The organism is Cryobacterium algoricola (assembly GCF_004402485.1).
Taxonomy (GTDB): domain Bacteria; phylum Actinomycetota; class Actinomycetes; order Actinomycetales; family Microbacteriaceae; genus Cryobacterium; species Cryobacterium algoricola.
The window spans coordinates 87425-113710 of record NZ_SOFG01000009.1 but is presented as its reverse complement, the minus strand read 5'-3'; the positions used below and the strand labels follow the sequence as shown (position 1 = coordinate 113710).

26 protein-coding genes are annotated in these 26286 nt (G+C 68.6%); 6 read left to right on the top strand and 20 right to left on the bottom strand.

Going from position 1 to position 26286, the window contains the following annotated elements:
* Window positions 1-107: 107 nt before the first annotated feature.
* From E3O44_RS05800 to hrcA, 10 genes are all read right to left on the bottom strand, one after another.
* Window positions 108-2681, bottom strand: coding sequence for a bifunctional lysylphosphatidylglycerol flippase/synthetase MprF (locus tag E3O44_RS05800; RefSeq protein ID WP_134533437.1), 2574 nt, complete (start codon window positions 2679-2681; stop codon window positions 108-110).
* 5 nt (window positions 2682-2686) lie between these two features.
* On the bottom strand, window positions 2687-3961 hold the full coding sequence (locus tag E3O44_RS05795) for an alpha/beta hydrolase (protein WP_134533436.1): 1275 nt from the start codon (window positions 3959-3961) through the stop codon (window positions 2687-2689).
* Between the two features lie 169 nt (window positions 3962-4130).
* Window positions 4131-5033, bottom strand: a complete 903-nt coding sequence (gene era, locus E3O44_RS05790; protein ID WP_134533434.1) for a GTPase Era — start codon at window positions 5031-5033, stop codon at window positions 4131-4133.
* The gene (locus E3O44_RS05785) at window positions 5017-6345 is read right to left on the bottom strand and encodes a hemolysin family protein (protein ID WP_134533432.1); all 1329 of its coding nucleotides are present in this window, start codon (window positions 6343-6345) and stop codon (window positions 5017-5019) included. The genes era and E3O44_RS05785 overlap by 17 nt, the downstream gene beginning before the upstream one ends.
* On the bottom strand, window positions 6342-6809 hold the full coding sequence (ybeY, locus tag E3O44_RS05780; RefSeq protein WP_134533430.1) for an rRNA maturation RNase YbeY: 468 nt from the start codon (window positions 6807-6809) through the stop codon (window positions 6342-6344). The genes E3O44_RS05785 and ybeY overlap by 4 nt, the downstream gene beginning before the upstream one ends.
* The gene (locus E3O44_RS05775; protein ID WP_134533735.1) at window positions 6806-7822 is read right to left on the bottom strand and encodes a PhoH family protein; all 1017 of its coding nucleotides are present in this window, start codon (window positions 7820-7822) and stop codon (window positions 6806-6808) included. The genes ybeY and E3O44_RS05775 overlap by 4 nt, the downstream gene beginning before the upstream one ends.
* Before the next feature lie 109 nt (window positions 7823-7931).
* On the bottom strand, window positions 7932-8321 hold the full coding sequence (locus E3O44_RS05770) for an HIT domain-containing protein (RefSeq protein ID WP_134533428.1): 390 nt from the start codon (window positions 8319-8321) through the stop codon (window positions 7932-7934).
* 50 nt (window positions 8322-8371) lie between these two features.
* Window positions 8372-9115, bottom strand: a complete 744-nt coding sequence (locus tag E3O44_RS05765) for a 16S rRNA (uracil(1498)-N(3))-methyltransferase (protein WP_134533426.1) — start codon at window positions 9113-9115, stop codon at window positions 8372-8374.
* 4 nt (window positions 9116-9119) lie between these two features.
* On the bottom strand, window positions 9120-10238 hold the full coding sequence (dnaJ, locus tag E3O44_RS05760; RefSeq protein ID WP_134533424.1) for a molecular chaperone DnaJ: 1119 nt from the start codon (window positions 10236-10238) through the stop codon (window positions 9120-9122).
* A 62-nt stretch (window positions 10239-10300) separates the two neighbouring features.
* Entirely contained in the window at window positions 10301-11314 is a 1014-nt protein-coding gene (hrcA, locus tag E3O44_RS05755) for a heat-inducible transcriptional repressor HrcA (protein WP_134533422.1), read from the bottom strand.
* A 166-nt stretch (window positions 11315-11480) separates the two neighbouring features.
* Between hrcA and E3O44_RS05750 the strand changes: the two genes are divergently transcribed.
* Both E3O44_RS05750 and E3O44_RS05745 read left to right on the top strand, forming a co-directional pair.
* A complete protein-coding gene (locus E3O44_RS05750) occupies window positions 11481-11909 on the top strand; it encodes a DUF4870 domain-containing protein (RefSeq protein WP_134533420.1) in 429 nt (142 codons plus the stop codon).
* A 78-nt stretch (window positions 11910-11987) separates the two neighbouring features.
* Window positions 11988-12359, top strand: coding sequence for a DUF4870 domain-containing protein (locus E3O44_RS05745; protein ID WP_241976093.1), 372 nt, complete (start codon window positions 11988-11990; stop codon window positions 12357-12359).
* An 11-nt stretch (window positions 12360-12370) separates the two neighbouring features.
* Here the strand turns inward: E3O44_RS05745 and hemW are convergent, their stop codons facing one another.
* The 3 genes from hemW to lepA are packed head-to-tail and all read right to left on the bottom strand — an operon-like array spanning window position 12371 to window position 16105.
* Window positions 12371-13597, bottom strand: coding sequence for a radical SAM family heme chaperone HemW (gene hemW / locus E3O44_RS05740; protein ID WP_134533418.1), 1227 nt, complete (start codon window positions 13595-13597; stop codon window positions 12371-12373).
* 2 nt (window positions 13598-13599) lie between these two features.
* Entirely contained in the window at window positions 13600-14247 is a 648-nt protein-coding gene (locus tag E3O44_RS05735) for a DUF1990 family protein (protein WP_134533416.1), read from the bottom strand.
* A gap of 4 nt (window positions 14248-14251) precedes the next feature.
* On the bottom strand, window positions 14252-16105 hold the full coding sequence (gene lepA, locus E3O44_RS05730; RefSeq protein WP_134533414.1) for a translation elongation factor 4: 1854 nt from the start codon (window positions 16103-16105) through the stop codon (window positions 14252-14254).
* 118 nt (window positions 16106-16223) lie between these two features.
* Here lepA and E3O44_RS05725 point away from each other — a divergent pair, with 118 nt between their 5' ends.
* Window positions 16224-16934: an alpha/beta fold hydrolase gene (locus E3O44_RS05725; RefSeq protein WP_134533412.1), complete on the top strand. Its 711-nt coding sequence runs from the start codon at window positions 16224-16226 to the stop codon at window positions 16932-16934.
* A 185-nt stretch (window positions 16935-17119) separates the two neighbouring features.
* A complete protein-coding gene (rpsT, locus tag E3O44_RS05720) occupies window positions 17120-17383 on the top strand; it encodes a 30S ribosomal protein S20 (RefSeq protein WP_134533410.1) in 264 nt (87 codons plus the stop codon).
* A 78-nt stretch (window positions 17384-17461) separates the two neighbouring features.
* Here rpsT and E3O44_RS05715 read toward each other — a convergent pair whose 3' ends face one another.
* The 6 genes from E3O44_RS05715 to E3O44_RS05690 form a co-directional block, all read right to left on the bottom strand.
* Window positions 17462-18289 (bottom strand): ABC transporter permease, encoded by an 828-nt coding sequence (locus E3O44_RS05715; RefSeq protein ID WP_134533408.1) that lies wholly within the window; start codon window positions 18287-18289, stop codon window positions 17462-17464.
* Window positions 18286-19278: an ABC transporter ATP-binding protein gene (locus E3O44_RS05710; protein WP_134533406.1), complete on the bottom strand. Its 993-nt coding sequence runs from the start codon at window positions 19276-19278 to the stop codon at window positions 18286-18288. Before E3O44_RS05710 ends, E3O44_RS05715 begins: the two co-directional genes overlap by 4 nt.
* Window positions 19279-19398: 120 nt before the next feature.
* A complete protein-coding gene (locus E3O44_RS05705; protein WP_134533404.1) occupies window positions 19399-20244 on the bottom strand; it encodes a DUF4097 family beta strand repeat-containing protein in 846 nt (281 codons plus the stop codon).
* A gap of 128 nt (window positions 20245-20372) precedes the next feature.
* Window positions 20373-20861: a histidine kinase gene (locus tag E3O44_RS05700; protein ID WP_134533402.1), complete on the bottom strand. Its 489-nt coding sequence runs from the start codon at window positions 20859-20861 to the stop codon at window positions 20373-20375.
* A 108-nt stretch (window positions 20862-20969) separates the two neighbouring features.
* Window positions 20970-22007 carry a DNA polymerase III subunit delta gene (gene holA, locus E3O44_RS05695; protein ID WP_134533400.1) on the bottom strand — a complete coding sequence of 346 codons (1038 nt, stop codon included), beginning with the start codon at window positions 22005-22007 and terminating at the stop codon, window positions 20970-20972.
* A 96-nt stretch (window positions 22008-22103) separates the two neighbouring features.
* Window positions 22104-23513: an aminotransferase-like domain-containing protein gene (locus E3O44_RS05690; RefSeq protein ID WP_134533398.1), complete on the bottom strand. Its 1410-nt coding sequence runs from the start codon at window positions 23511-23513 to the stop codon at window positions 22104-22106.
* Here E3O44_RS05690 and E3O44_RS05685 point away from each other — a divergent pair.
* Both E3O44_RS05685 and E3O44_RS05680 read left to right on the top strand, forming a co-directional pair.
* Complete coding sequence (locus E3O44_RS05685; protein WP_134533397.1) at window positions 23512-24441, top strand: DMT family transporter; 930 nt, start codon at window positions 23512-23514, stop codon at window positions 24439-24441. The two genes, E3O44_RS05690 and E3O44_RS05685, sit on opposite strands and share 2 nt — an antisense overlap.
* A 22-nt stretch (window positions 24442-24463) precedes the next feature.
* Window positions 24464-25369 (top strand): dihydrodipicolinate synthase family protein, encoded by a 906-nt coding sequence (locus E3O44_RS05680; protein WP_241976089.1) that lies wholly within the window; start codon window positions 24464-24466, stop codon window positions 25367-25369.
* A 110-nt stretch (window positions 25370-25479) separates the two neighbouring features.
* Here E3O44_RS05680 and E3O44_RS05675 read toward each other — a convergent pair whose 3' ends face one another.
* A complete protein-coding gene (locus E3O44_RS05675; protein WP_134533395.1) occupies window positions 25480-25782 on the bottom strand; it encodes a hypothetical protein in 303 nt (100 codons plus the stop codon).
* Window positions 25783-26286: the final 504 nt, after the last annotated feature.

Sequence of the window (26286 nt, the reverse complement as noted above, 5' to 3'; positions counted from 1 at the left end):
CGCGGGCGTCGGGTCAGGGTCTCCCCGAGAACGTCATCCCGGAGAACACCCGAAATCCTCCGTGCGATGTACTCGCGCAGGATCGGATCGGATCTATTCCGATCGGGTCAGGCGAGTCCCCTGGCGAAGGCGAGGGCTTCCCGCACGGAGAGTGCCGGCAGATAGGCCCGTGCGAGTGCGAGTCCGATCGCGGGGAGGGCGACCGGGTCCGGGTAGGCCATGAAGAGCGGATGGAATTCCGGCTGGAACTTCCGTTTGAAGGCGAGGAGCGAGCGGAACCCGTAGACGGGCTCGAGGCTGCGCCCGAGGAAGTCGATGAACCGGGACGCAAGGCTCGACGCCCGGTTCTCTCCGTCGCCGGAACCGGTCTGGGCCAGCGGGGCTGCTGAGAGGCTCAGGAATTCGATCTCCGGCTCCTCGCTCATCCGCTGGGCGGTCTGCGCGATCAGGAACTCCATCACACCGTTCATGCTGTCCGGGCGCCGCCGCATGAAATCGAGCGTCCAGCCGATCACCCGTCCGTCCCGGTAGCTCGGGAGCCAGCTGGTCACGGCGTGAACGACACCGCTCCCGTCAATGGCCAGCATGAGCCGGACCGCCGGGTCGCGGAGCTCGTCGAGGCCGCCGAGGGTGAAGCCCAGCTCGGGGAGTTCCTTCTCCTGCACCCAGAGCTCGGAAATCTCGGAGATCTGCACGCTCTCGAGCACCGGAAGCGCCCGGTAGCTGGTCCATTCCGCGCGCACGCCCGCGCGTTCCGCCCGGTTGATCGACGAGCGGATGTCCTGCCACTTCTTCCCCGTCGTGTCCCAGGTCCGGGGCCTCAGGATGGTCTCTTCGCCGATGCCCATGGTCTGCCAGCCCATCCGGGCGAAGGTCGCCTGCCAGCTGCCGTGCAGGCTGTAGAAGACCGGGATCCAGCCATGGTCGTCGCACATGATCGCGAAGTCGGCGATCGCCCGGGCGGCATCCTCGACGGGGCCGATCGGCTCCGTCGTGGTGATGGCCACGCCGGTCTCCACGCGGTACGCGATCGCGGTGGAGCCCGATGCGTTGAACCAGAGCGAGTTCCCCTCCCACGTGGTCATGTACGCGAGGGAACCGCCGCCTCCCGTGCTGAGGAGAGCCCGCAGCCGCGCAGCATCGTCGCTCCGGCCGCCGGCGACGGTGCTGCGCATGCACTGGATCGCACCGATGATGACGATCACCCAGAACACCGGTCCGACCCACTGGTAAAGCATCGTCGATGCCCAGTCGGTCGGCAGGAACGACAGCCGTTCGAGGCGCAGGAATCCGACGGGAATGAACCGCTCCGGGACATCGCTGACGAGGTCGACCAGGGTCACGGCGGGGGTGAACCGGTCGCTGAGGGCGAGTCCGCCGATGACGTACGCGCTCGCGAGGGCCAGGAACGAGAACACGGTCGTCAGGAAGAAGCGGCGGAGCCTGCCCGGTCTGCTGCGCACGGGAAAGCGCCGCAGGTTGACGGCGATGAGCACTGCGGTCGCGAGCGGTACCAGCACGGACACGACGAGCACGACGGCAACCTCGAAGTACTGGAAGGACCGCCAGTGCCAGACGTACGGCTGGCCGGAGATCGGCAGGAGGCCGTAGTACCAGGCGCCCAGAACGGCCATGCCGGTGTTCACGACGATCGCGAGCCAGGCCGCGAAGCGTCTCCCCCGCAGGATCCCGAACGCGGCCACGAGCAGGGTGAGCAGCGGCAGCAGCGAGACGAGCACCGGGCCGACGCCGGCGACACGCTCCAGGGTCAGCGCGTGCACGCACTGCCGGGTGATGTTGCCGAGGAGACACCGGTCGACGACGTCGGTGACGGAGGGCACGTCCTGGGTGAGCAGGAGCCCGAGCGGCGCGAGCAGGCCGAACCGGGTTCCGGAAAAGATCGTGATCACCGGGCCGACGGCGAGGATCCCGAGTACGGAGGCAAGCAGTGTCCGCGTCTCACGATGTGAACTCCGGCGCCAGGTCAGGTCGATCCGCCGGGGATGGAAGACGGCCCCGAGCGCGAGACCCGCGAGGGCCCCGAGAAGGCGGTAGAAGTCGGAGGGCTGGCCGGAGTAGAGCACGAGCACGAGGGCGACCACGAGGGTGAACACCCGGATGCGTCTGCGCCAGAGCGGACCGGCGAAGCTGCTCGCCGCCATGATCGTGCCGAAGATCGGCGTGAACGGGTCGAGAGCCCAGAGCTCGCTGACGCCCCGTGACCACATCTCGCCGCTCGCGACTCCCGCGTCCTGGAGCAGGAGACCGACCCCGGTGCCGAGGATCGCCGTGGCCAGGAAGGCGATGACCGTGCGGACACTGCCGAGGAGGTGCTCCGCATAGCCGAGGACCACGAGGGTCGTGAGGAGCGCGAGCAGAAGCTCCGCGAGGTTGTCCACGAGGAACACACTCGTGACCGGAGACCACCAGTGCCCGCCGTCGATGACCGACTCGTACCCGGTGCCGAACCAGAGCCTGACCCACCGGGGCGGACCCTGGAGGATGCCCGTCGTGAGTGCGAGGACGAGCAGGATGAGTGCGTAGCCCAGGGATACCGGCTGCTTCTTCAGCCGCCGCCAGACGAGCAGGGCGGTCGCGGCGAAACCGGCTCCGGCGCGGGCGAGCCACCCGGTCCGGACCGATCCGTCCGAGGCACGGGAGCCGTCGGTGGATGTCGGCATCGCGTTCACGGGGTCACCGCGAGTCCGGTTCGGGCGGCGAGGAGGGGCAGGGCGGTCGTCCAGGCGAATTGCACGGTGTGCCAGTCGTGTGCCGTCCCTGGCGAGACGATCAGTTGGGTGTCCGCGCCGGCAGCGGTGGCCGCAGCGTCGAGGGTGTTCGCCCAGGCCAGGAAACGCGCGTCGCCTGCCCCGACCGCGAAGATGATCTTCAGGTTCGAGTACGGTGCGTGTGCGGCGAGGATCGCGGCCGGTGCGGCGGCGGCGTACGCAGCCGCGTTTCCGGCGAATCCGGTCTGGATCGTGTGGGCCGCATCGCCGTTCCGCGGCACGAGCTCCCCGGAGATGTCGAGAATGGTGCCGAAGAGCTCCGGATGCGCGGCGCCGAGCTGGATCGAGCAGGTGCCGCCCTGGGAGAAGCCGGCGATGGCCCATCCGGCCGGGCTCTCGGCGACCGAGAATGTGGACCGGATCCAGGCGGGGACGTCGACCGTGAGGTACGTGGCGCTGTTGCCGAGTGCAGAATCGACGCACATCGGGTTGCGGTCGGCGGCTCCGAGCTGGTCGGGGACGACGACGATGGGTGTCTGGCCGGAGTGAGTGGCGGCGTACGCGTCGAGGATCGCGTCGAGTTTTCCCGCGGTGAAGACGTCGGCCGGTGTTCCCGGCTGGCCGGAGAGCATCACGACGACGGGGAGCACGGGAGGATGCGCGATGCGGGCTGCGGCGGGCAGGTACACGATGGCGGGGCGCGCGTCGAATCCGGACACGGTGGCGGGAATCGTGACGGTGCCGATGCTGCCCGCGGTCTCGCCCACGACGCTCGTCGGCACCGCAGTCCCGTCGAGTGCGCCGTAGAGCGGAAGGCCGAGTGCCGCCCGCACCGTGGTGTACTGCCCGAAGTCGGCGTTGATGCCTGCGGCTGCGGCGAGGAGGCAGAGCGGGATCGCGGCGATCGCGACACCGCGCCGCCAGCCGTTGCCAGTGCCGGTGCCGGTGCCGATCACGGTGTTGATCGCGAGGCCGATTCCGGCGAAGACGACCACGACCCACCCTCGGGTCACCATCGATAACGACACTCCGAACAGGTCCCAGACATCGCTCGTCAGCCAGGCGATGACCCAGCCGAGAAGTGCCCCTGCTGCGAGGCTCGCGGCCGCGCGGAACAAGGCGGTTCCGCTGTACCGGCGGGCGAGCACGAGGACGAGGGCCAGGCCGGCGAGTACGTACAGCACCACCACGACGGGTCCAGCGACGATGCTGGTGTCAAGCAGTGCAGCCATCTCGGTTTCCTCCCTCCCTACCCTCACACTCCGTGGTGCCGCCCGCCCGCCAAAGCACCGCCTTCTGAGCAATGGCTCAGGGAAGGCGGCCGGCAGGCCTGCCCGTCCCAGCAAAGAGTCAGGGCCGGACACCCAGGCAGGGCCGGCACGGCGTCACGGCGGCCGAAGCCTAGAAGCCCAGGCGGCCGAGCTGCTTCGGGTCGCGCTGCCATTCCTTGGCGACCTTGACCCGTAGCGAGAGGAAGACCCTCTTGCCGACCAGGGGTTCGATCTGCTTGCGCGCCCGTACCCCGACGTCCTTGAGCCGGCTGCCCGACTTGCCGATGATGATGCCCTTCTGGCTGTCCCGTTCGACGAAGAGGTTGGCGTAGACCTCGACGAGTTCCTGGTCGTCCCGCTCGATGATGTCGTCGATCGTGACGGCGATCGAGTGCGGGAGTTCGTCGGTGACGCCCTCGAGCGCCGCCTCACGGATGTACTCGGAAATGCGCGATTCGAGACTCTCGTCCGTGACGGCATCCGCCGGATAGAGCGGGGCGTCGGAGAGCGGCAGGAGGCGCAGGAGTTCTGCGGCGAGGATGTCGAGCTGGATGCGGCTCGTGGACGAGATCGGCACGATCGCTTCCCAGTCCCGGAGCGCGGACACCGCGAGGAGCTGGTTCGCGACGCTCGTCTTCGAGGAGAGGTCGATCTTCGTCACGATCGCGACCTTGCGGGCGCGGGGGAAGTTGTCGAGCTGCTCGTTGATGAAGCGGTCCCCCGGGCCGATCGGCTCGTTGGCCGGGATGCACAGGCCGACGACGTCGACGCCGGCGAGGGTGGACTGGACGAGGCTGTTGAGCCGCTCGCCGAGCAGGGTCCGCGGCTTGTGGATGCCGGGGGTGTCGACGAGGATCAGCTGGCCGTCCTTCTGGTGCACGATCCCGCGGATGGCCCGCCGGGTGGTCTGCGGCTTGGAGGAGGTGATGGCGACCTTCTCACCGACGAGCGCATTCGTGAGGGTCGACTTGCCGACGTTGGGCCGACCGACGAACGATACGAACCCCGCCCGGAAATCATTTTCTGTGGTCATGACCGTTTACTCCCTCATCGTCCGTCACTCCGAGGAATGCGGCCTGCGCCTCGATCAGCGCTTCGTCTCGTTGGACCAGCACAGTGCTGATCCGTTTGCGGCGGCCCTCCGTGCGTTCCGCGGTGAGGACCAACCCGCTCGTGCGTGCGACCGACCCGGCAACGGGCAGTCGCCCGAGGGCCTTCGCCAGCAGTCCGCCGACCGAATCGACCTCGTCATCGTCGAGTTCGAGGTCGAACAGTTCGCCGAGTTCGTCGACCGGGAGCCGGGCGCTGACCCGGAACCGGCCGTGGCCGAGGTCTTCGACCTCGACGACGTCACGGTCGTACTCGTCGGAAATGTCTCCGACGAGTTCTTCGATCAGGTCTTCAAGCGTGACCAGGCCCGCTATGCCACCATACTCGTCGACGACCATGGCGAGGTGGTTCGACTCGAGCTGCATCTGCCGGAGCAGCTCGTCGACCTTCTTGGATTCGGGGACGAACACCGCGGGCCGCGCGAGGTCGCCGACGGTGAGACTCTCGATATTCGGCGGTCGTTCGTACACGACGCGGGCGACGTCGCGCAGGTAGACGATGCCCGTGACGTCGTCGACTTCGCCGTCGATCACGGGGACCCGGGAGAAGCCCTTGCTCAGGAACAGCCCCATGGCTTCGCCGAGCGGCGCGCCGGCCTCGATCGTCACCATGTCCGTGCGCGGGATCATCACCTCGCGCACGACGGTGTCGTTGAACTCGAAGATCGAGTGGATGAGTTCCCGGTCGTCCTCTTCGAGCACGTCGAGCTCGGTTGCCTCGTCGACCATGCTGAGCAGCTGGTCCTCAGAGGTGAAGGTGGCGAGCCGGGTGCGCCCGGGGGTGACCCGGTTGCCGAGTGCGACGAGCGCGTTCGCGATCGGGCCGAGCAGCACGCGCAGGAAGTGCACGAGCGGCGCCGTTCCGGTGAGCAACCCGACGGGATGCGCCCGCCCGACGCTGCGCGGGCTGGCGCCGACGAGGACGAAGGAGACCGCCGTCATCAGGGCCGCCGAGAGCACGAGAGCGAGCCAGAGTTGTTCGATGGTCGTCGCGAAGACGAGGGTCACGAGCACCGCGGAGGTCGTCTCGGCGATGATTCGCATGAAGCTGATCGCATTGAGGTGGGCGCCGGTGTCCGCGGAGATCGCGCGGAGAGACCGTTTCGCCCGGTGGGTCTCGGCGAGTTCGTTGATGTCGACGCGGGAGAGGGCGAGGACGGCGGAATCGACGGCGGCCATCAGGCCGCCGAAGGCGACCAGGACGATGGCCGCCACGAGGAACCACCCGATACTCATCGGGTTCGGCGGCGTTCCTGCATGGCGAAGCCGATCAGGATGTCGCGCTGGATGCCGAACATCTCCTTCTCCTCGTCGGGTTCGGCGTGGTCGAAGCCGAGGAGGTGCAGGATCCCGTGCGCGGTCAGAAGGAGGAGCTCGTCGAGCGTCGAATGGCCGGCCGTCTCGGCCTGGCCCTGGGCGACCTGCGGGCAGAGCACGATATCGCCGAGGAGGCCCGCCGGTGTTTCCGCGTCTTCGGTACCGGGGCGGAGTTCGTCCATCGGGAAGCTCAGGACGTCCGTCGGCCCCGGCTCGTCCATCCACTGCACGTGCAGCTGCTCCATCGCGCCCTCATCGACGAGGAGGATCGCGAGGTCGGCGTCCGCGTGCACGTGCATGGTGTCGAGGGCGAAGGCAGCGAGGCGCTGAAGCGCAACCTCGTCGACCGGGATGTTGGATTCGTTGTTGATTTCAATGCTCATGAGGGTCTCCGTTTCGGAAAGCGGTCGCGGATGCCGCCGGGGCGTTCTGGGCCGCGCTTGACGAATTCGTGGGCCTGTTCGCTTTCGATGCGCTGCGCCTGCCGGAGCGCGTCGTATTCGGTCCAAGCGTCGACGATCCTGCCGACGAGGGAATGGCGCACGACATCCGCGCTCGTGAGGCGCACGAAGCGGATGTCGTCGACCGTGTCGAGCACGCGGGTCACGAGTCGCAGGCCGCTCGAACCCGCCGGCAGGTCGATCTGGGTGACGTCACCGGTGACGACCATCTTCGATCCGAAGCCGAGCCGGGTGAGGAACATCTTCATCTGTTCCGGCGTGGTGTTCTGCGCCTCGTCGAGGACGACGAAGGAGTTGTTCAGGGTGCGGCCGCGCATGTACGCGAGCGGGGCGACCTCGATCGTGCCCGCCGCGAGCAGTTTGGGCAGGAGCTCCGGCTCCATCATCTCGCCGAGCGCGTCGTAGAGCGGGCGGAGGTAGGGGTCGATCTTGTCGGTCAGGGTGCCGGGCAGGAAGCCGAGCCGCTCCCCCGCTTCGACGGCCGGGCGGGTGAGGATGATCCGCTCGACCTCCTTGCGCTGCAGCGCCTGCACGGCCTTCGCCATGGCGAGGTAGGTCTTTCCGGTTCCGGCCGGGCCGATCCCGAACACGATCGTGTCGGTGTCGATGGCGTCGACGTATTCCTTCTGGCCGACCGTCTTCGCACGGATGCTCTTGCCTCGTGAGGTCAGGATCGGCGGGCCGAGCCGAACGGAGGGGCTCGAGGTGCTGTCCTCACCGAGCATCCGGGCGCTCGACACGACCTCGGCCGGCGCGAGGTCACGGCCCTCGCGGATCATCACGAGCAGTTCTTCGATCAGGCGGCGCGCGGCGGCGACCTGCGTCGTCTCACCGGAGAGCGTCATCTCGTTGCCGCGGACGTGCACGCTGACCAAGGGGTGTTCCTTCTCGATCGCGCCGAGCAGCCGGTCCTGGGCGCCGAGGAGGCGCACCATGGCGACCCCGTCGATGAGGATCCGGGTCTCGACCGTCGCCTCAGCCGGGAGCGCGCCGGAGGGCAGGGACGGTACGGACTCCTCTGACGGCACGGACTTCCCTGACAGCTCAGACGGAACCAAGTGTTCCCTCCCCGAGCGACCCGGCCGCTGCGTCCCCCGAAGGTTTCAGGGCGAGCACGTGCGCGTGGACGTGGAACACGGTCTGGCCGGCCGCGGCGCCGGTGTTGAAGACCAGCCGGAACTGGCCGTCGGAGAGCTCGGTGGCGACCCGTCCAGCAACCGCGACGAGTTCGGCGAGGAGCCCGGGGTCGCCGGCCGCGAGTTCGACGACGTTGCGGTACTCCTCCGTCTTCGTCGTGACGACGATGTGGACGGGGGCCTGCGGGTTGATGTCCGCGAATGCGATGATGCGGTCGGTCTCCGCGACGATGGTCGCGGGGATTTCGCGCGCGACGATGCGGCTGAAGACGGAGGGTTCTGCGCCGGATGCTGACATGGTTCTATCTTAAGCGGCAGGTCGCCCGGCCGGGGGTCACCACCGGCCGGTCACCACCGGTCGAGGGCGGCGTTGAGCACGGCGAGGGCGGCGGGCCCTGCCGTCGAGGTGCGCAGCACGGTGTCGCCGAGGCGCACCCGGACGGCGCCTGCGGCTTCGAGCAGCTCGAGTTCCGAGGCGGCGATGCCGCCCTCCGGACCGACGACGAGCACGATGTCCCGCGCAGCACCGGCGAGGTCGCCCAACCGGGTCAGCCGGATTTCGGCGGTGGGCTCGAGGAGCAGCATCCGGGTGTCCCGCGCCAGCACGGCGAGTTGTTTCGTGCTCGTGAGTTCGCCGACCTCGGGCAGCCAGGGCCGGATCGACTGCTTGGACGCCTCGCGCACGATGGCGCGCCAGCGATCCCGGCCCTTGGCCACCTTGGGGCCCTCCCAGCGCGTCACCGATCGAGAGGCGGCCCACGGAACGACACCGTCGACACCGAGTTCGGTCGCGGCCTGAACGGCCATCTCGTCGCGGTCGCCCTTGGCGAGTGCCTGCACGAGGCGGATGCGCGGGCTCGGCCTCTCCGCGGTGCGCACGCCGTCGATCCGCAGGGCCAGCCGGCCGGGTTCCGCCTCCTCGACGGTCGCCTCCAGGAGCAGGCCCGACCCGTTCCCGGCGAGCAGGTGCTCCCCCGGCCGGACCCGGCTCACCGTGACCGCATGCCGTGCCTCCGCGCCGGTGATGGTCGCGAGGCCCCCGACGGCGCAGTCCTCCGCGCGGAGGGTCTCGTCGATGAAGAAGTGCGCCATCCGGTTAGACGCGGAACCGGTCGCGGAGCTTGGCGAAGAGTCCCTGCTGCACCGCACTGAGCGCGGGAGCAGGGGACTTGTGCCGCGCGGCGAACTGTTCGATCAGTTCCCGCTCCTTGTGGTCGAGCTTGGTCGGCGTCACGACGTGGATCCCGACCTTGAGATCGCCGCGTCCGTTGCCGCGGAGGCGCGAGACACCGCGGTCCTTGACCGTGATGACCTCTGCACCCTGCACACCGGCACGGATCTCGACGGTGATGTCCCCGTCGAGGGCCTTGACGGTCGTGGTCGTGCCGAGGATCGCATCCGTCATCGGCACGTCGAGCGTGCAGAGCAGGTCGTCACCGTCTCGGCTGAAGACGTCGTGGTGCCGCACCTTCATCTCGAGGTAGAGGTCGCCGTTGGGGCCGCCCGCCGGTCCGGCCTCTCCGCTGCCGGGCATCTGCAGGCGCAGGCCGGTGTCGACGCCGGCGGGGATGTCCACCGGAACGGTGCGCCGGGCGCGAACGCGGCCCTGACCCTGGCAGGTCACGCACGGGGTCGCGATGATCGTGCCGAAACCGCGGCAGGTGCCGCACGGGCTCGAGGTCATGACGTTGCCGAGCAGGGAACGCACGGCCCGCTGGATGTTGCCGGTGCCGTGGCAGATGTCGCAGGTCACAGGCGCGGTCCCCGGCTGGCAGCAGGTTCCGCTGCACGTCGCGCAGACGATGGCCGTGTCGACCTCGAGGTCGCGGTGGGTTCCGAAGATGATCTCGTCGAGGTCGAGTTCGACCCGGATCAGGGCGTCCTGCCCCCGTTCCCGGCGGGATCTCGGTCCGCGGCTGCCGCCACCGCCGCCGCCTCCGAAGAAGGTCTCGAAGATGTCGCCGAAGTTGCCGAAGTTGCCGTCGAAGCCGGCGTTTCCCCCCGTGCGGCCATTGCCGCCGTGGTCGTAGTTATCGCGCTGCTTCGGGTCGCTCAGCACGTCGTAGGCGTGCGTGACGTGCTTGAACCGCTCCGACGCGTCTGCGCCGGGGTTCACGTCGGGGTGGAGCTGCCGAGCCAGACGGCGGTACGCCTTCTTGATCTCATCGGTGGTGGCATCGCGGGCGACGCCGAGTACTTCGTAATGGTCAGCCAAAGCTGGCTCTCCTCGGTCTGTTTTCGTGTGTCTGCGGCGTGGGGCTGGTCGAAGAATCTCGACTATTCGAGCAGGCGGGACAGGTAGCGGGCGACGGCACGGACGGCCGCCATGTTGTTCGAGTAGTCCATCCGGGTCGGGCCGAGCACGCCGAGGCGGGCAAGGTCTCCACCCTGCGAGCTGTAGCCGCTGGTCAGGACGCTCGTCTCGGAGAGGCCGAACGGCGCGTTCTCCCGGCCGATGCTGACGGACACACCGTGCTGGTCTGTGGCCATCTCGCCGAAGAGGCGCAGCAGGACGACCTGCTCCTCGATGGCCTCGAGCACCGGGTAGATGCTCCCGGTGAAGTCTTCCTCCGTGCGGACGAGATTCGCGGCGCCGGCCATCACGAGCCGCTCCTGCCGGTTCGCACCGACCTGGTCGCGCAGGGTCAGCGTGACCAGGGAGACGAGGTCAGGTTGTTCGCCGGCCAGGTCAGCGGCATCCGTGAGCGCGGTCGCGGCTGCGCTCATGGTGAGGCCCACCACGGCGGCGTTGAGGCGGGCGCGGAGGCGCACGAGCAGCTGTTCCTCGAGCGGCCGGGGCAGCTCGATCACGCGCTGCTCGACCCGTCCGGCATCCGTGATCAGAACGGACAGGAGCCGGGTCTCGGAGAGCGGCACGAGCTCGATGTGGCGCACCTTCGCGCGGGACAGCGAGGGGTACTGCACGAGGGCGACCTGGTGGGTGAGCTGGGAGAGGAGCCGGACACTCCGCGCGAGGACCTCGTCGAGGTCGGCGGACTGCCCGAGGAAGGTCTCGATTGCCTGGCGCTGCGCCGCGGACAGCGGCCGCAGGTCGGCGAGGTGATCGACGAAGAGCCGGTACCCCTTGTCGGTCGGGATGCGCCCCGAGGAGGTGTGCGGGGCGACGATGAGCTCCTCCTCCTCGAGAAGGGCCATGTCGTTGCGGATGGTTGCCGCAGACACCCCGAAGGAATGCCGGTCAACGATGGTTTTTGAGCCGACGGGCTCGCGCGAGGCGACGTAGTCTTGAACTATGACCCGCAGAACTTCGAGGCTGCGATCCGAAACCATGACTGAATCGCCTCCTTTCCGGATGACTGGGTGCCGGCGACTTTGGCACTCACAGCGTTTGACTGCCAATCATATCGCGACACACGGGGACACCCCATTGCTAGCGGATGATTGAGCGCAGTACCGTGAGTCTTGTAATGGACCCCCATCCGCATGGAAAGGCACGATGATGAGCAATTCAACCGGTAACAATAGCGAAGATCCGAACCTGGGCCAGCGCCCGCCGCAGCAACCGTACCAGCCCGCTACGCCCGTACCCGCGGCCGCCGCTCCCCTCACCGAGGCCGAGGATCGCCAGTGGGCCTCCTTCGCGCACCTCGGCGGCGTCATCGGCTTCCTGCCGTCGCTGATCATCTGGCTCGTCTTCAAGGACCGCGGCCGTTTCGCGGAGCAGGAAGCGAAGGAGGCCCTGAACTTCCAGATCACGATCACGATCATCTACGTCATCGGCTGGATCCTCACCGCCATCCTGATCGGCGGGCTGATCAACCTCGCAGCCTGGGTGATCGCGATCATCTTCTCCGTCCAGGGCTTCCTGAAGACGAAGGACGGCCAGGCCTACCGCTACCCCTTCGCCCTGCGGCTCATCAAGTAGCACCGGACGACGGCACCAGAACCACCCGGAGTATCTCGCGGGACCCGCACAACCCGACAACGCGCACAAGGAGCTCGAATGTCCACGACACCACCCCCCGCCAATTCCTACCAGCCCGTTACGCCGATGAACCCGTCGGACGAACGCATGTGGGCCACCCTGATCCACGTGGGCGGAATCCTCTTCGAGTTCCTGCCCGCGCTCATCGGCTACCTCGTGCTCAAGGATCGGGGCCCGTTCATCCGCGCGCACGCGGCGACGGCGCTCAATTTCCAGATCACACTGGTCATCGCCTATGTGATCAGCGGAGTGCTGACGCTCGCGCTTGTCGGATTCCTGCTTCTGCCCGCCGTCTGGGTCCTGAGCGTCGTGTTCAGCATCATCGCGGCGCTCGCGGCCAACAAGGGCGAGTATTACACCTACCCGCTCAGCATCAAGTTCGTCAGCTAGTCCGCAGAACCTTAGTCCGCGAGCAGCCGCCGCACGACGGCGTCCGCGAGAAGCCGTCCTCTCCTGGTCAGTTCGACCGTCCCGGAGAGGGCGGCTTTTGCGTTGACGAGCTCGTCCGCGATGAGACCGGCGACTTCGCGGCGACCGAGCAGGGAGAGCGAGTCGATCCGGATGCCCTCCCGGATCCTGGTGAGCAGCAGCACCCGCTCGACCTCGCGGGTGGCCTCGTCGAGGGTCTCGCGCCCGGCGGCGGGTGAGTCGCCGGCGAGGATCCGGTCGGCGTATGCGGACGGGTGCTTGACGTTCCACCAGCGGATGCCGCCGACGTGGCTGTGCGCACCGGGTCCGACCCCCCACCAGTCCTGGCTGCGCCAGTACGCGAGATTGTGCCTGGACCGGTGCGCGGCATCCGTCGCCCAGTTGCTGACCTCGTACCAGCCGTAGCCTGCCGCCTCGAGGAGCTCATCGGCGAGTTCGTAGTATTCGGCCTGGGTGTCCTCGTCGACGGGGGCGAGTTCGCCGCGGCGGATCTGCCGCGCGAGCTTCGTGCCGTCCTCGACGATGAGCGAGTATGCGCTGATGTGGTTCGGGGCGAGCCCGATGGCCTGTTCGAGGCTCGCGCGCCAGTCGGCGCGGGTCTCCCCCGGGGTGCCGTAGATCAGGTCGAGGCTGACATCGAGGCCGGCGTCGCGGGCCCAGGCGGTGACGAGCGGGATCCGCTCCGGGTCGTGGGTGCGCTCGAGCGTCGCGAGCACCCGGGGCACGGCGGACTGCATGCCGAAGGAGACCCGGGTGAAGCCTGCGGCGGCCAGGGCCACGAGGTAGGCGGCGTCGACCGAGTCCGGGTTGGCTTCCGTGGTCACCTCGGCGCCGGCCGCGAGGCCCCAGGTGTCGCGGACGGAGTCGAGCATCCGCACCAGGTCGGCCGCGGGCAGGAGTGTGGGGGTGCCGCCGCCGAAGAACACTGTCGACGCTTCCCGGTCCGCGACCCCGGAGTCGCGGAGGATGCGCCCCGCGGACTCGACCTCGGCGACGGCCTGACCGGCGTAGTCGTGCTGCGAGGCTCCGCGCAGCTCGGTCGCCGTGTAGGTGTTGAAGTCGCAATAGCCGCAGCGCACCCGGCAGAAGGGCACGTGCAGGTACACGCCGAAGTCGCGCTCGAGGGCGCCGACGGCGGCGGATGCCGGGAGCAGGCCGTCGCGCGGGGCCGGGTCGCCGAGAGGGAGGGCGCTGCCCACGATCAGACCGCGCCGACGGGGTGCAGGGCGCGCAGGTACCGGGCGGTGAACTTGGCCTGCTGCAGCCGGACGATCGGCCAGGCGAGGCGGTAGTACCAGGTGCTCGGGCGGGAGAACGCCCGGATCGTCAGCCAGACCGAGTCGTCGGCCTTCCGGTCGACGATGAACGCCTCCTCGCCGCTCGCGGGGTGGCCGGCGAGGGTGCCGTAGCCGAAGCCGATCCGGTCGGACTCGTCGATGACGTAGACGACGCGCACGGGCGAGTCCACGGTAAACGGGCCGACCGCGACCGAGAGCCGGGCGGACATGCCGTTGACGATGTACGGGGTGCCGTCGTCGGCGAAGGTCGCCTCGTCGACGGGGTGCTCCTGGTTCGTCGACGGGGTGCCGTCTGCGTCGAACACGATTCCGGTGTACTGCACGCCGGTGCCCTGCTGCAACTCGGTGACGGTCATGCCGCTGCCGAGCTGAACGCCCCAGGTCATCAGCAGCGCCGCGGCGGTGCGGAAGCGCTCCTCGCCGCTGCCCAGGCGCACGGTGCGCTCGAGCGGCCGGTAGCCGCGCGGCGGGTAGCGAAGCAGGTCAGGGGCGAGGGTGCCGCCGATCGCCGTATAGGTGACGGCGGCGTCGGTGAAGGTGGAACGCCGCATCCGTCTACTTCTTCTCTTTCTTGGCCGGCTCATCCCCCGAGAGCGCGGCGATGAAGGCCTCCTGCGGGACCTCGACACGGCCGACCATCTTCATGCGCTTCTTGCCCTCTTTCTGCTTCTCGAGCAGCTTGCGCTTGCGGGAGATGTCGCCGCCGTAGCACTTGGCGAGGACGTCCTTGCGGATCGCGCTGATCGATTCGCGGGCGATGATGCGGGCGCCGATCGCGGCCTGGATCGGCACGTCGAACTGCTGCCGTGGGATGAGCTTCCGCAGCCGACCGGTCATCAGCACGCCGTAGTCGTAGGCCTTGTCGCGGTGCACGATGGCGCTGAACGCGTCGACCTGCTCGCCCTGGAGCAGGATGTCGACCTTGACGAGGTCGGCCTCCTGCGAGCCGATGGGTTCGTAGTCGAGCGAGGCGTAGCCGGCGGTCTTGCTCTTGAGCTGGTCGAAGAAGTCGAACACGATCTCGCCGAGGGGCATCGTGTAGCGGATCTCGACCCGGTCTTCGCCGAGGTATTCCATGCCGAGCAGGGTGCCGCGGCGGCCCTGGCAGAGTTCCATGATGACGCCGACGTAGTCCTTGGGCGCGAGGATCGCGGCCTTCACGATGGGTTCCTCGACCTTGGCGATCTTGCCGTCCGGGAACTCGCTCGGGTTCGTCACGGTGACGGTCTTCTTGTCGTCCGTCGAGACCTCGTAGATCACGCTCGGGGCCGTCGTGATCAGGTCGAGGTTGAACTCGCGGTCGAGGCGCTCCGTGATGATCTCGAGGTGCAGCAGTCCGAGGAAGCCGCAGCGGAAACCGAAGCCGAGGGCGACGGATGTCTCCGGCTCGTAGACGAGGGAGGCATCGGAGAGCTTGAGCTTGTCCAGGGCTTCGCGGAGGGCCGGGTAGTCGCTGCCGTCGATCGGGTACAGGCCGGAGAACACCATCGGCTTGGGCTCGGTGTAACCGGGCAGGGCCACGGTCGCGGGGCGGAGCGCGGTCGTGACGGTGTCGCCGACCTTGGACTGGCGCACGTCCTTCACGCCGGTGATCAGGTAGCCGACCTCGCCGACGCCGAGGCCCTTGCTCGGGGTCGGTTCGGGGCTCGTGACGCCGATCTCGAGGATCTCGTGCGTCGCCCTGGTCGACATCATCTGGATCTTCTCGCGGGGGCTGAGCTTGCCGTCGATCATGCGCACGTAGGTGACGACGCCGCGGTAGCTGTCGTAGACCGAGTCGAAGATCATCGCGCGGGCGGGGGCGTCCGGGTCGCCGACGGGGGCGGGGATCAGCCGGGTGGCTCGGTCGAGCAATTCGGCGACGCCGACACCGGTCTTGCCGGAGACGCGCAGCACGTCCTCCGGCTTGCCGCCGATCAGGCTCGCGAGTTCCTTCGCGTATTTGTCCGGGTCTGCGGCGGGGAGGTCGATCTTGTTGAGCACCGGGATGATGGTGAGGTCGTTCTCGAGGGCGAGGTACAGGTTCGCGAGGGTCTGGGCTTCGATGCCCTGGGCCGCGTCGACGAGCAGGATGGCGCCCTCGCACGCGGCGAGGCTGCGGGAGACCTCGTAGGTGAAGTCGACGTGACCCGGAGTGTCGATCATGTTGAGCGCGTAGGCCTGGCCGTCCAGCTCCCAGGGCATCCGCACGGCCTGGCTCTTGATGGTGATGCCGCGTTCGCGCTCGATGTCCATGCGGTCGAGGTACTGGGCCCGCATCAGGCGGTCGTCGACGACGCCGGTGATCTGCAGCATCCGGTCGGCGAGGGTGGACTTGCCGTGGTCGATGTGCGCGATGATGCAGAAGTTACGGATGAATGCCGGCGGTGTTGCGGCCGGCAGGAACGCCGTGAGGGGTCTGGGTGACATGATCCGGTAATTCTCCCATAGCTCGGGCCCGCCGCGGATTTCGCCCGCGGAGAGCGCGGGGGGCGCGGGTAGGATCTGCGGTGACCGGCCGGGTCGCTCCGGCACGTCTGGAGGACCGATGACGGGAACCACCCCGGTTCTGTTCGTGCACGGAATCCGGTCCTCGCGCAGCATGTGGCGCCAGCAGGAGGCACTCCTCAGCGAATCCGGCCACCCGTCCCTCGCCGTCGACCTGCCCGGCCACGGTTCGCGCAGCGACGAAAAGTTCACGGTCGCGGCGGCACTCGAGGCGATCGACGAGGGCGCGACCGCGCTGGGCGGCCGGGTGCTGCTCGTCGGACTGTCCCTGGGCGGGTACTACTCGATCGCGTACGCCGCCGCCCATCCCGAGCGGGTGATCGGTCTCGTGGCGGCAGGGTGCAGCTTCATTCCGGCCGGGCCGGGGCTTGCTGCCTATCGGTGGCTGGCCAGGCTGATCCGTCGCCTTCCCGACCAGGGCCTGTGGCTGCACACGACGCTCGTGCGCGTCCTGCTGCCCCGGGAGGGCGCGCTCGCCGCCCTCGCCGGCGGAGTGCCGCTCGGCGTCATGGATGCCGGGCTCCGCGCGACCGCGACCCTCCGGCCCGTGCGGAGCCTGGCCGAATACCCCGGGCCGGTCTGGCTGGTCAACGGCGCCTTCGACCAGTTCCGCCTGCACGAGAAACGGTTCCTCGCCGCGTGCCCGAACGGGCACCTCATCGTCGTCCCCCGGGCCTCGCATCTGGTCAGCCTCGCCCAGCCGAACCGCTTCGCGGCGATCCTCGACCGGATCCTGGCCAGGCTCCCCTGACGTTCGCGGCATCGATCTGACGTTCGCGGCATCGATGTCGGCCCCGATTGTCGGCCGAGGCGATTAACTGGTATCGTTGCCTGTTGGCTTGCGTGTTGGGTCCCACCCCACCACGATTTTGCCGTACGGCGCCCTCTACCGCCACGCGGCCCATCCGAACAAGAACCTAACGAAAGCGTATAAACGTGGCAAATATCAAGTCGCAGATCAAGCGTATTGGCACCAACAAGAAGGCCCAGGAGCGCAACAAGGCGGTCAAGAGCGAGTTCAAGACCGCCGTCCGCGCGGCGCGCCTCGCTGTCACCTCCGGCGACAAGGACAAGGCTGTCGCCAGCCTCGCCGTTGCGTCGAAGAAGCTCGACAAGGCCGTCAGCAAGGGTGTCATTCACCGCAACCAGGCTGCAAACAAGAAGTCCGCGCTCGCCAAGTCCGTCGGCGCGCTCGTCTAGTCTTCGCATCATCCAGCCGGGTTTCCGGCTGTCGAAAAGCCCCCGCCTCTTCGGCGGGGGCTTTTTCGTCGTCAGCGGTCAGCGCACGGACTTGCGCTCGTAGAGCGCCAGCGACCAGACGTAGCCGGCGAGTGCCAGCACGGCGGCCCATCCGATCGCGAGCACCGGGTTCCAGCCGAGCGGGGTGCCGAGGAGCAGCCCGCGCAGGCTCTCGATGAACGGCGTGAACGGCTGGTACTGCGCGAACCACTGCAACCACTCCGGCATCGAGGCCGTCGGCACGAAGCCGCTGCCGAGGAGCGGCAGGAGGGTCAGGAGCAGGGGCAGGTTGCTGGCCGTCTCGACGGTCTTCGACTGCATTCCCATCGCGACGCCGAGCCAGCTCACCGCGAACGAAATGAGTACGATCAGGCCGGTTGCGGCGAGCCATTCGGCGGGGCCCGCCGTCGGCCGGAATCCGATCAGGATGCCGACGCCGAGCACAAGCGCAACGGCGATGACGGCTTGGATGGTGTTCCCGACCACGTGTCCGGCGAGGACCGCCGCCCGCGAGATCGACATCGTGCGGAACCGGGCCGTGATTCCTTCGGTCATGTCCATGGCGACGGTGATCGAGGCGCCGCCCGTGCTGCCGGCGATCGTGATGAGGAGGATTCCGGGCATCACATAGGCCAGGTAGGCGTCGCGGCCGCCGGAGGGGTCGACTCCCGGCAGGCCCGCGCCGAGAGTTCCACCGAAGACGAACACGAGGAGCAGCAGCGCCACGACGGGTCCAAGGATGGTGAACAGGGAGAGGCCGGGATAGCGCACCATGTGCAGCAGGTTGCGCTGCAGCATCGTGACGGTGTCGGCGATCACATGGGAACTCCGGCCAGGGGCCGTCGCGTGCGCAGTGAGGGTGGTCATGACTCTGTTCCCTTCGTTCGTGCCGTCCCGGCCGCACCGGCAGGGCCGGCCGGGCCGGGCCGGGTCGTGGTGGTCGTGGTGAGGGCGAAGAAGACGTCGTCGAGATCGGGCGTGTGGATGCTCAGGTCCTCCATCTCGACGCCCGCGTTGTCGAGGCGGTCCAGGATGCCGCGCAGCGCGCCGACCGTGCCGTCGCCCGGCACGGTGAGTGCGAGCCCCGCCTCATCGCGAGCGGAGTCGCCGAGCAGTCGGGCGGCGGCGTCGAGCGCCGCGGCATCCGTGAATCGCAGCCGGATGTGCCCGCCGGGGACGAGGCGCTTGAGCTCGTCCGGAGTGCCGTTCGCTACGATCCGGCCGCCGTCGAGCACGGCGATGCGGTCGGCGAGTTCATCGGCCTCGTCGAGGTGCTGGGTCGTGAGCAGCACCGTCGTGCCGTCCGTCACAAGGTCGCGCACGATGTCCCACATCGTGTGGCGGCTGCGCGGGTCCAGGCCGGAGGTCGGTTCGTCGAGGAAGAGCACGCTCGGCGCCGCGACGAGCGTCATGGCGAGGTCGAGGCGGCGACGCATCCCTCCGGAGTATGTGGCGAGCGGCTTCCGGGCGGATTCGACGAGGTCGAACCGTTCGAGGAGTTCCGCCACCCGCTGAGCCCCGCGCTTCGGTCCGAGGTGCCGCAGCCTCGCCATCAGGCGGAGGTTCTCCTCGCCGGTGAGCAGGCCGTCGACGGCCGAGAACTGGCCGGTGAGGCCGATTGAGGCGCGGACGCCGTCGTGGTCGCGCACCACGTCGCATCCGTTGACGACGGCGGTCCCGCCGTCGGGTCGCACGAGCGTGGACAGGATGTGCACGGTCGTGGTCTTGCCCGCGCCGTTCGGGCCGAGCAGCGCCGTCACGGTGCCCGCCTCGACGCTGAGGTCGACCCGGTCGAGCACGGTCTTTCCGCCATAGGCCTTGCGGAGCCCCTGGACGTCGATCGCCGGTCTGGTCATGTCTGTCGTTCCCTTCTACTGGTTGGTTGCTCTGCTGTTTCGGTTGCCGTGCTGTTTTGGCTGCCCTGCTGTTTCGGTTGCTCTGCTGTTTCGGTTGTTCAGTGACTGCGCTTCACCCGGTCAGTGGGCGCGTTCGACGGCGATGTCGCCGAAACGGGTGCGTGCACGGACCGAGACGGTGTGCTCCGCTGAGTCGGGAGCCCGGTCGCCGGCCAGGTCATTGCGCACTCGCCCTTCCTTCGTGGCGAGGTCGAGCCAGGCGGGGATGCCCGGCCGGACGCCGACGGTCACCTGGCCGAAGCCGCTCTCGAGCTGGACGGAACCGCTCGACACCTCGTGCAGGTGGATGCTGCCGTATGCGGTCTTCGCCGAGACCGAGGCGAGGGCCGTGGTGATGTCGAGGTCGCCGTAGGAGAGCTTGGCTTCGAGGTCGCCGCCGGCTTCACCGATCAGGATGCTGCCGTGCGACGCCTTGAGGACGGCGTCACCGGTGACGGTGCCGATCCGGATCTGACCGTGGTCCGCCGTGATGTCGATTCCGCCGTCTGCACTGGTCACTGCCGCATTGCCGTGGGAGGCGCGGAGCCACAGGTCGCCCGTCGCATCGAGGTTCACGGCGCCGGTCGACGCCTTGATGCGGGTCGCGCCGAGCCGGCCGACGGTGCGCACCCCGCCGACGCTGATCTCGACGGTCAGCCGTGACCCGGTGGGCAGCTCGACCTTCACGTCGACGGACTCGGTCGGGCCGATCAGGTTGAATCGCGGCTTCGGCCCGGTCAGGGTCAGCCGGTTGCCGTCGAACTCGACCCGGGTCTCCTCCGCTCCCCTGCGGTCGACGGCCTTCGCAGGGTTGGTGGGCGACACCGTCACGATCGTGTCGGTGCGGTCGCCGGCGAGCACCTCGACGATGCCGACGGGCAGGTTGATGGCGAGGTCGATGGGACCGGGGGTACTGTAAGCGGGCATGCTGGCGCGTCCCTTTCTGTGGGCTGGAGTGTGACCGGTGTGCGTGTCTGGTGCGTGTGCCTGTGCCTGTGTCTCGCGCGTGTCTGGCGTGGCGGGGTAGTACTGGTGGATGCCGGGGGCCGGGTCGGTCAGCGCGCCCAGCCCGCGAAGTTGTCCCCGGTGCGGAGCGTGCGTTGCGCGGAGCGGCGCTGCCGGGGCTGGAGGGCGGCCGCGATCGCGCGGACCAGCCAGGTGTTGACGGAGAGCCCGTCGGCCGCCGCCGCCTCGTCCACCCGGGTCTTGAGGGCGTCTGGGAGGCGGAGGGTCGTGCGGGACGTGCTCGTGTCGTCGAGGTCGACGGCGGCGGGCTGCCGGTCCTCGGCGTCGGACTCGGGGTTCGGCTGGGTGACCACGAACTCGATCTCGCGGCCACGGAGTCGCAGGTCGACCGAACCGGGTGCGAGGTCGCGGGTGATCTCGCCGACCGCGGCCGAAAGCACGTCGAGCAGCACGAGCCTCGTCGCGGCGTCGAGTCCGGCGGCGAGCCGTTCGGCGACGGCACGGGTGTCCTCCGCGCCGTTCGCCGCGGTCTCCGCCAACTGGCGCTGCAGGTCGGTGACGTACTGTCCGAGTTCCATATCACCAGAGTGACACCACTGTGGTGTCATGTCAAGCGATTTTGGTGTCACCCTGCGGATGGGACCGTGACGGGAGGGCAGGGGCAGGGGCAGGGGCAGGTCAGCAGGTCAGTCCTCGCCGCGGCGGGCGATGACCCCGATCAGGCGTTCGAGGGCGAAAACGGGATCCCGTTCGGCGCCCTTGACCGCGGCATCCGCTTCGGCGAGGGCGACGATGCAGCGTCCGAGGCCCTCGTCCGTCCAGCCGCGGAGGTCGCGCTGGGCGCGTTCGACCTGCCAGGGCGCCAGGCCGAGCTGGCCGGCGAGCTGGCCGGACCCGCCACGGGCGCCGTAGACCTTGGCCATCGTGCGGATCTTCATGGCGAATGCGGCGACTACGGGTACCGGGTCTGCGCCCGACGTGAGCGCGTGCCGCAGGATGACGAGGGCGTCGCCGTACTTGCCCGCGATCGCGGCGTCGGCGACCTTGAAGGCATTCGCCTCGACGCGACCGCCGTAGTAGCGGTCGACCGTGGCCTCCGTGACCTCGGCGGTCGAGTCCGCGATGAGCTGCTGGCAGGCTGCGGAGAGTTCGGCGAGATCCCCGGAGAAGGCTGCGACGAGGGCGCGCAGGGCGCTGCCGCTGACCCGTTTGCCCGCCGTGCGGAACTCGGCGGCCGCGAAGTCGTGCCGGTCGGTGTCCTTCTTGAGTTCGGCGCAGACGATCTCGATGCCGCCGCCGAGGCCGGACCGGATGGTGTCGAGGAGCTTCTTGCCGCGCACGCCGCCGGCGTGGCGGAGCACGACGTAGGTGTCCTCCGCGGGGTTCTCGAGATAGTCGAGGGCTTCGGCGAGGAAGGTGTCGCTGCACTTCTCCACGTTGGCGACCCGGATCAGACGCGGTTCGCCGAACAGCGACGGGCTCGCCATCGTGAGGAGTTCACCGGGCGCGTAGCTGTCTGCGAGCACATCGCTGATCTCGAGGCTCGGGTCCTCGAGCTTGAGGAAGTCACGCAGCTGCCGGATGGCCCGTTCGGCGAGGAAGGTCTCGGTTCCTGAGACCAGCACGATCGGGGCGGGCCGGACCTCGTGCCAGGCGAGTTGCGGGATCGCGACGGCCTTGCCGGCGCGCGCGGTCTTGGCGGGTGCTGCGCTGCGGACGGCCACGCGAGTCCTCTCCCCGGGCCTGCTCAGGGGCGGGCTCAGGGTTTCCAGCCTAACCGGCACCGGGGACAGTTCTCCCGTCGGCCGGCAGCCGGCCCTTCACACCGCCCGGCGGAGCACGCCCCCCATGATGCGCGCGGCTTCAGGGAAAGCACCTGGATTCACACCGGAGTAGTTGAGTCGGATGAAGTGGCCGGCGGATTCCGCGGGGAACCATTCGGTGCCGGGGGCGACGAGCACACCGCGCTCCTCGCATTCACGAACGAATGCGGACAGGTCGCTGGCGTCGGGCAGCCGGTACCAGAGATTCAACCCGCCGGAGGGAACGCCGGTGAGGTAGGCGGTCGGGGCGTGCTCGGTCATGCTGTCGATCAGGAGGTCTCGGCGGGCGCGGAGCTGCTGGCGCAGGCCGCGCAGGTGGGTGTGCCAGCCAGGTTGGGTGACGACGTCCAGCGCGGCGGCCTGCAGCACACCGCTGACGTACATCGACGCGGCTCCGCGATCCGCGATGATGCGTTCCCGAGCCGGGCCGCGTGCGATCACGGCGGCTATCCGGATGGCCGGGGACACGCTCTTGGTCAAGGTGCGGAGATAGACCACGTGTCCGGCGTCGTCCAGACCGGCCACCGGGAGAGGATCGGTGATGATGCCGAAGTCGTGGGCCCAGTCGTCCTCGATGAGGAACGCACCGTTGGCCCTGACCACGTCGAGGATGCGTCGCGCTCGTTCGCGACTCCACTGTGCGCCGGTTGGGTTGGCATAGTTCGGTTGGGCGTAGAACGCGCGCGCGCCGGTCTCCTGGAAGGCGCGAGCGAGGTCATCGGGATCCGGCCCCGTCGGGCCGGAGGGGACCGGGACGACGCGCACGCCGGCCTGGGCGGCGGCGAGGAACGCGCCCCAGTAGCTCGGCGACTCGACCAGGAGTGCGTGATCGGAGCCGACGAGGGCGCGAAACACGGAACTCAGCCCGCTCTGGCTGCCGGGCAGCACGATCACGTCGTTGGCCGTCGGTGGAGTAATTCCGACCGGGACCGCGGTGGTGATCTCGGCAGCGAACCACGCTTGCAGGTCCGGGAGCCCGGCGACGGGGGCGCGGGAGATCGCGGTGCTGCCGCGTGCGGCGCGCGTCAGTGCTGCGCGGACGAGCCGTTCCGGCAGCAGCTCCCCGTCCGGGTAGCCCGCGTGCAGGGCGATCGCGTCCGGGGGCGCCGGGCGCATCGCTGCGGGACCTGTCGGGATGCGCGTGTGCGGTACTCGCAGGGCCGCGGTCTGCCAGTCGAAGTCCAGGGGTCGCGCCGTCCGCACTGCGCGCACGAACGTTCCCACCCCCGGCCTGCTGTCGATGAGCCCCTGGGCAGTGAGGGTGCGCAAGGCCGCCTGGACGGTCACCGGGCTGGCCGCATGCCGGGCGACGAGCTCCCTGGTCGACGGCAGCCGGGCGCCGGGCAGCGCGCCCGCGATCCACCGACGAAGTTCCTCGACAATTCGATTGCTGCTATCGTTGCCCATGAAAAGCAAGAGTAGCGCTATCGTCTTTCGTCGGCCAGCGATATCCCCTTCCCCGTCCGGGTTGATGTGGGGCCTGATCGGCGTGCTGGCATTCTCGTTCACGGTTCCCTTCACCCGGGTGGCTGTCGGCGGGCTCTCCCCGCTCTTCATCGGCTCCGGACGCGCCGTCATCGCCGCTCTGCTCGCCGCCGCGGCGCTGGCGCTGACCAGGCAACGGCTCCCCCGCGGAATGCACTGGGTTCGCCTGGCCGTTGTGGCCGGCGGGGTCGTCGTGGGCTTCCCGCTCCTCACGTCATATGCGCTGACGACCGCTCCCGCGAGTCACGGTGCCGTGGTGATCGCGGTGCTTCCGGCCGCGACCGCTGTCATGGCCGTGATCCGCGGCCACGAGCGTCCCCCGCTGACGTTTTGGGCCATGGCAATCGTCGGCGCGGTCGCAGCGATCGTATTCGCCTCAGTGCAGGGTGGCGGATTCGGACACCTCACTCTCGCGGACGTGCTCTTGTTCGGGGCCGTGATCGCCGCCGCGATCGGATACGCCGAAGGCGGTCTGCTGGCCCGCGAAATCGGATCCTGGCAAACAGTCTCCTGGGCGCTCGTCGTCGCCGCGCCGCTGATGATCGCGCTGACCGCAGTTGCGTGGGTGCAGCAGCCCCTGTCCGGAACACCGGTCGAGTGGGCTGCGTTCGGCTACCTTGCGCTGGTGAGCATGTTCTTCGGCTTTTTCGCCTGGTATCGCGGACTCGCAATCGGACCGATGGCGCAGGTCAGCCAGGTGCAACTGGTGCAACCCGTGCTCAGCATCCTGTGGGCCGCACTCATTCTGCACGAGGAGCTGGCCTGGTCGACGATCCTCGGCGGCCTCGCCGTGATCCTCTGCGCCGGTATCGCCGTGCGCACCCGCCTGAATCGCATCGCCCCGGCCTGATCCATCTCCACGAAAGGACCTCATGTCCCCGACCCTGTTCTCCGGTCTGAGCGCGTTCCCGTTGACCCCGCTCACTGACGAGATGCTGGACGAAGCGTCATACTCGGCGCTGGTCGCCTCCCTTGCTTCTGCCGGCGTCGACTCCATCGGGGCGCTCGGATCGACGGGAAGCTACGCCTATCTGTCCCGCCCCGAACGCGCCCGCATCGCCGAGCTGGCCGTGGACAGCGCGCAGGCCGTGCCGGTCATCATCGGTGTGGGCGCGCTGCGCACTCGCGACGTCCTCGCTAACGTTGAGGATGCACAGAACGCCGGTGCGTCAGGGGTGCTGCTGGCCCCGCTGGCCTATCAACCACTCTCCGATGATGAGGTCTACCGCCTCTATGCCGAGGTCGCCGCGAGCCTATCCGTCCCGTTGGTGGTGTACGACAATCCCGTGACCACACACTTCGCGTTCTCCGATGAGTTGCATGGCCGCATCGCCCAGCTTCCAGCGGTCGCCTCCATCAAGATCCCGGGTGTTTCCGCGGACCTCGCCACAGCGACTGCCCGCGTCGACCGACTGCGTGCGCTCATTCCTGAGCGGGTCACCATCGGCATCAGCGGCGACGGTTCGGGGGTGACCGGAATGCTGGCCGGCTGCGACGCGTGGTACAGCGTTCTGGCCGGGGTGTTCCCCCACGAGTTCGTCGAAATCGCCCACGCCGCGCACCGGGGAGACGCCGAACTCGCGCGCGCCCGTGCTGACCGATTTGCCCCGCTCTGGGCGCTGTTCGCCAGCCACGGCAGCTACCGGGTGACCGCAGCGGTGGCCGAAGACCTCGGCATCGTCGGACCCGGGATTCTGCCCAGACCAGTCCGTGGTCTCGACCCTGACGGCCGCGCGGCCGTCGCGGCAGCTCTCGATGCCGCGGGACTTCGCCGATGACCGACCCGGTCGGCCACGATTCGGCTCAAAGGTTGTCGAACACACCAGTCCAAGTTGAAATCGCGTCAGCGCCGGGATGCGGAGTATGAATCGGATTGCTGACGCGCGAATCACTGGAAGACCAATTCTTCAGCCGTCGGCCAGCGTGAAGGAGGTTCTGCGGTGAACCACGTTTGTTCGATCCCCACCAACCGGCCGTATTTCACCCACACGAGCAGTTCGCCGACCAGCTCGCCGTTCTGCCGAATCACCGCCGCACGAGGTGGCAAGGGGCCGTCGGAGCAGTCGCACTGCTGGGCGCCGGTAGTGGTCTCGAGATCGATCATCCGTCCACCGACTTCCCGAACCACCACTGCCTGCCGGGCCTGCTGCTCCAACGCCTGGGCGGTGTTTCCACTGAATTCGCGGAGCACGCGCAGGAGTGCAGCGAATGCTGCAGGGTCTGCTTCGACGAGTCTCTTCCCGCCCATGGTGTGAATGCCTTCCCGTGCCCCGAATCTGAGTCGACGACCGCCCTCGACTTGGTCAGGGTCCATGTGGTCGATGTCCCCCATTGTGCGGTCGGCGAAGGTCGATTCAAGCGACGCTTCGTCGGGAACAATATGAACCGTACTCTGCTACCCCTCGGCAAAGTGTTCACGACTTCGTCCATCGACCGCGATGCATCTGTCTCGGCCGCGCCCGTTGTTGCTGGTCCTCGTTGGGCGATGACAGCCTTGGGCGGTGAACGCCCGCTAGAGCACCTCGCCGACGAGTACCAGTGCGCGGTCGTTCCTGCCAGGGTGAAGCGGCCCCGGGACAAGGCGTCAGCTGATCCGATCCGCCGCGCACGGGCCAGAGCACGTCCAGCGCAGGCCGCTTCCGGTCCGACCGGTTCGGGTCTGGGCAGACTCCTGACGCTCGCCAGGCCCTGAACG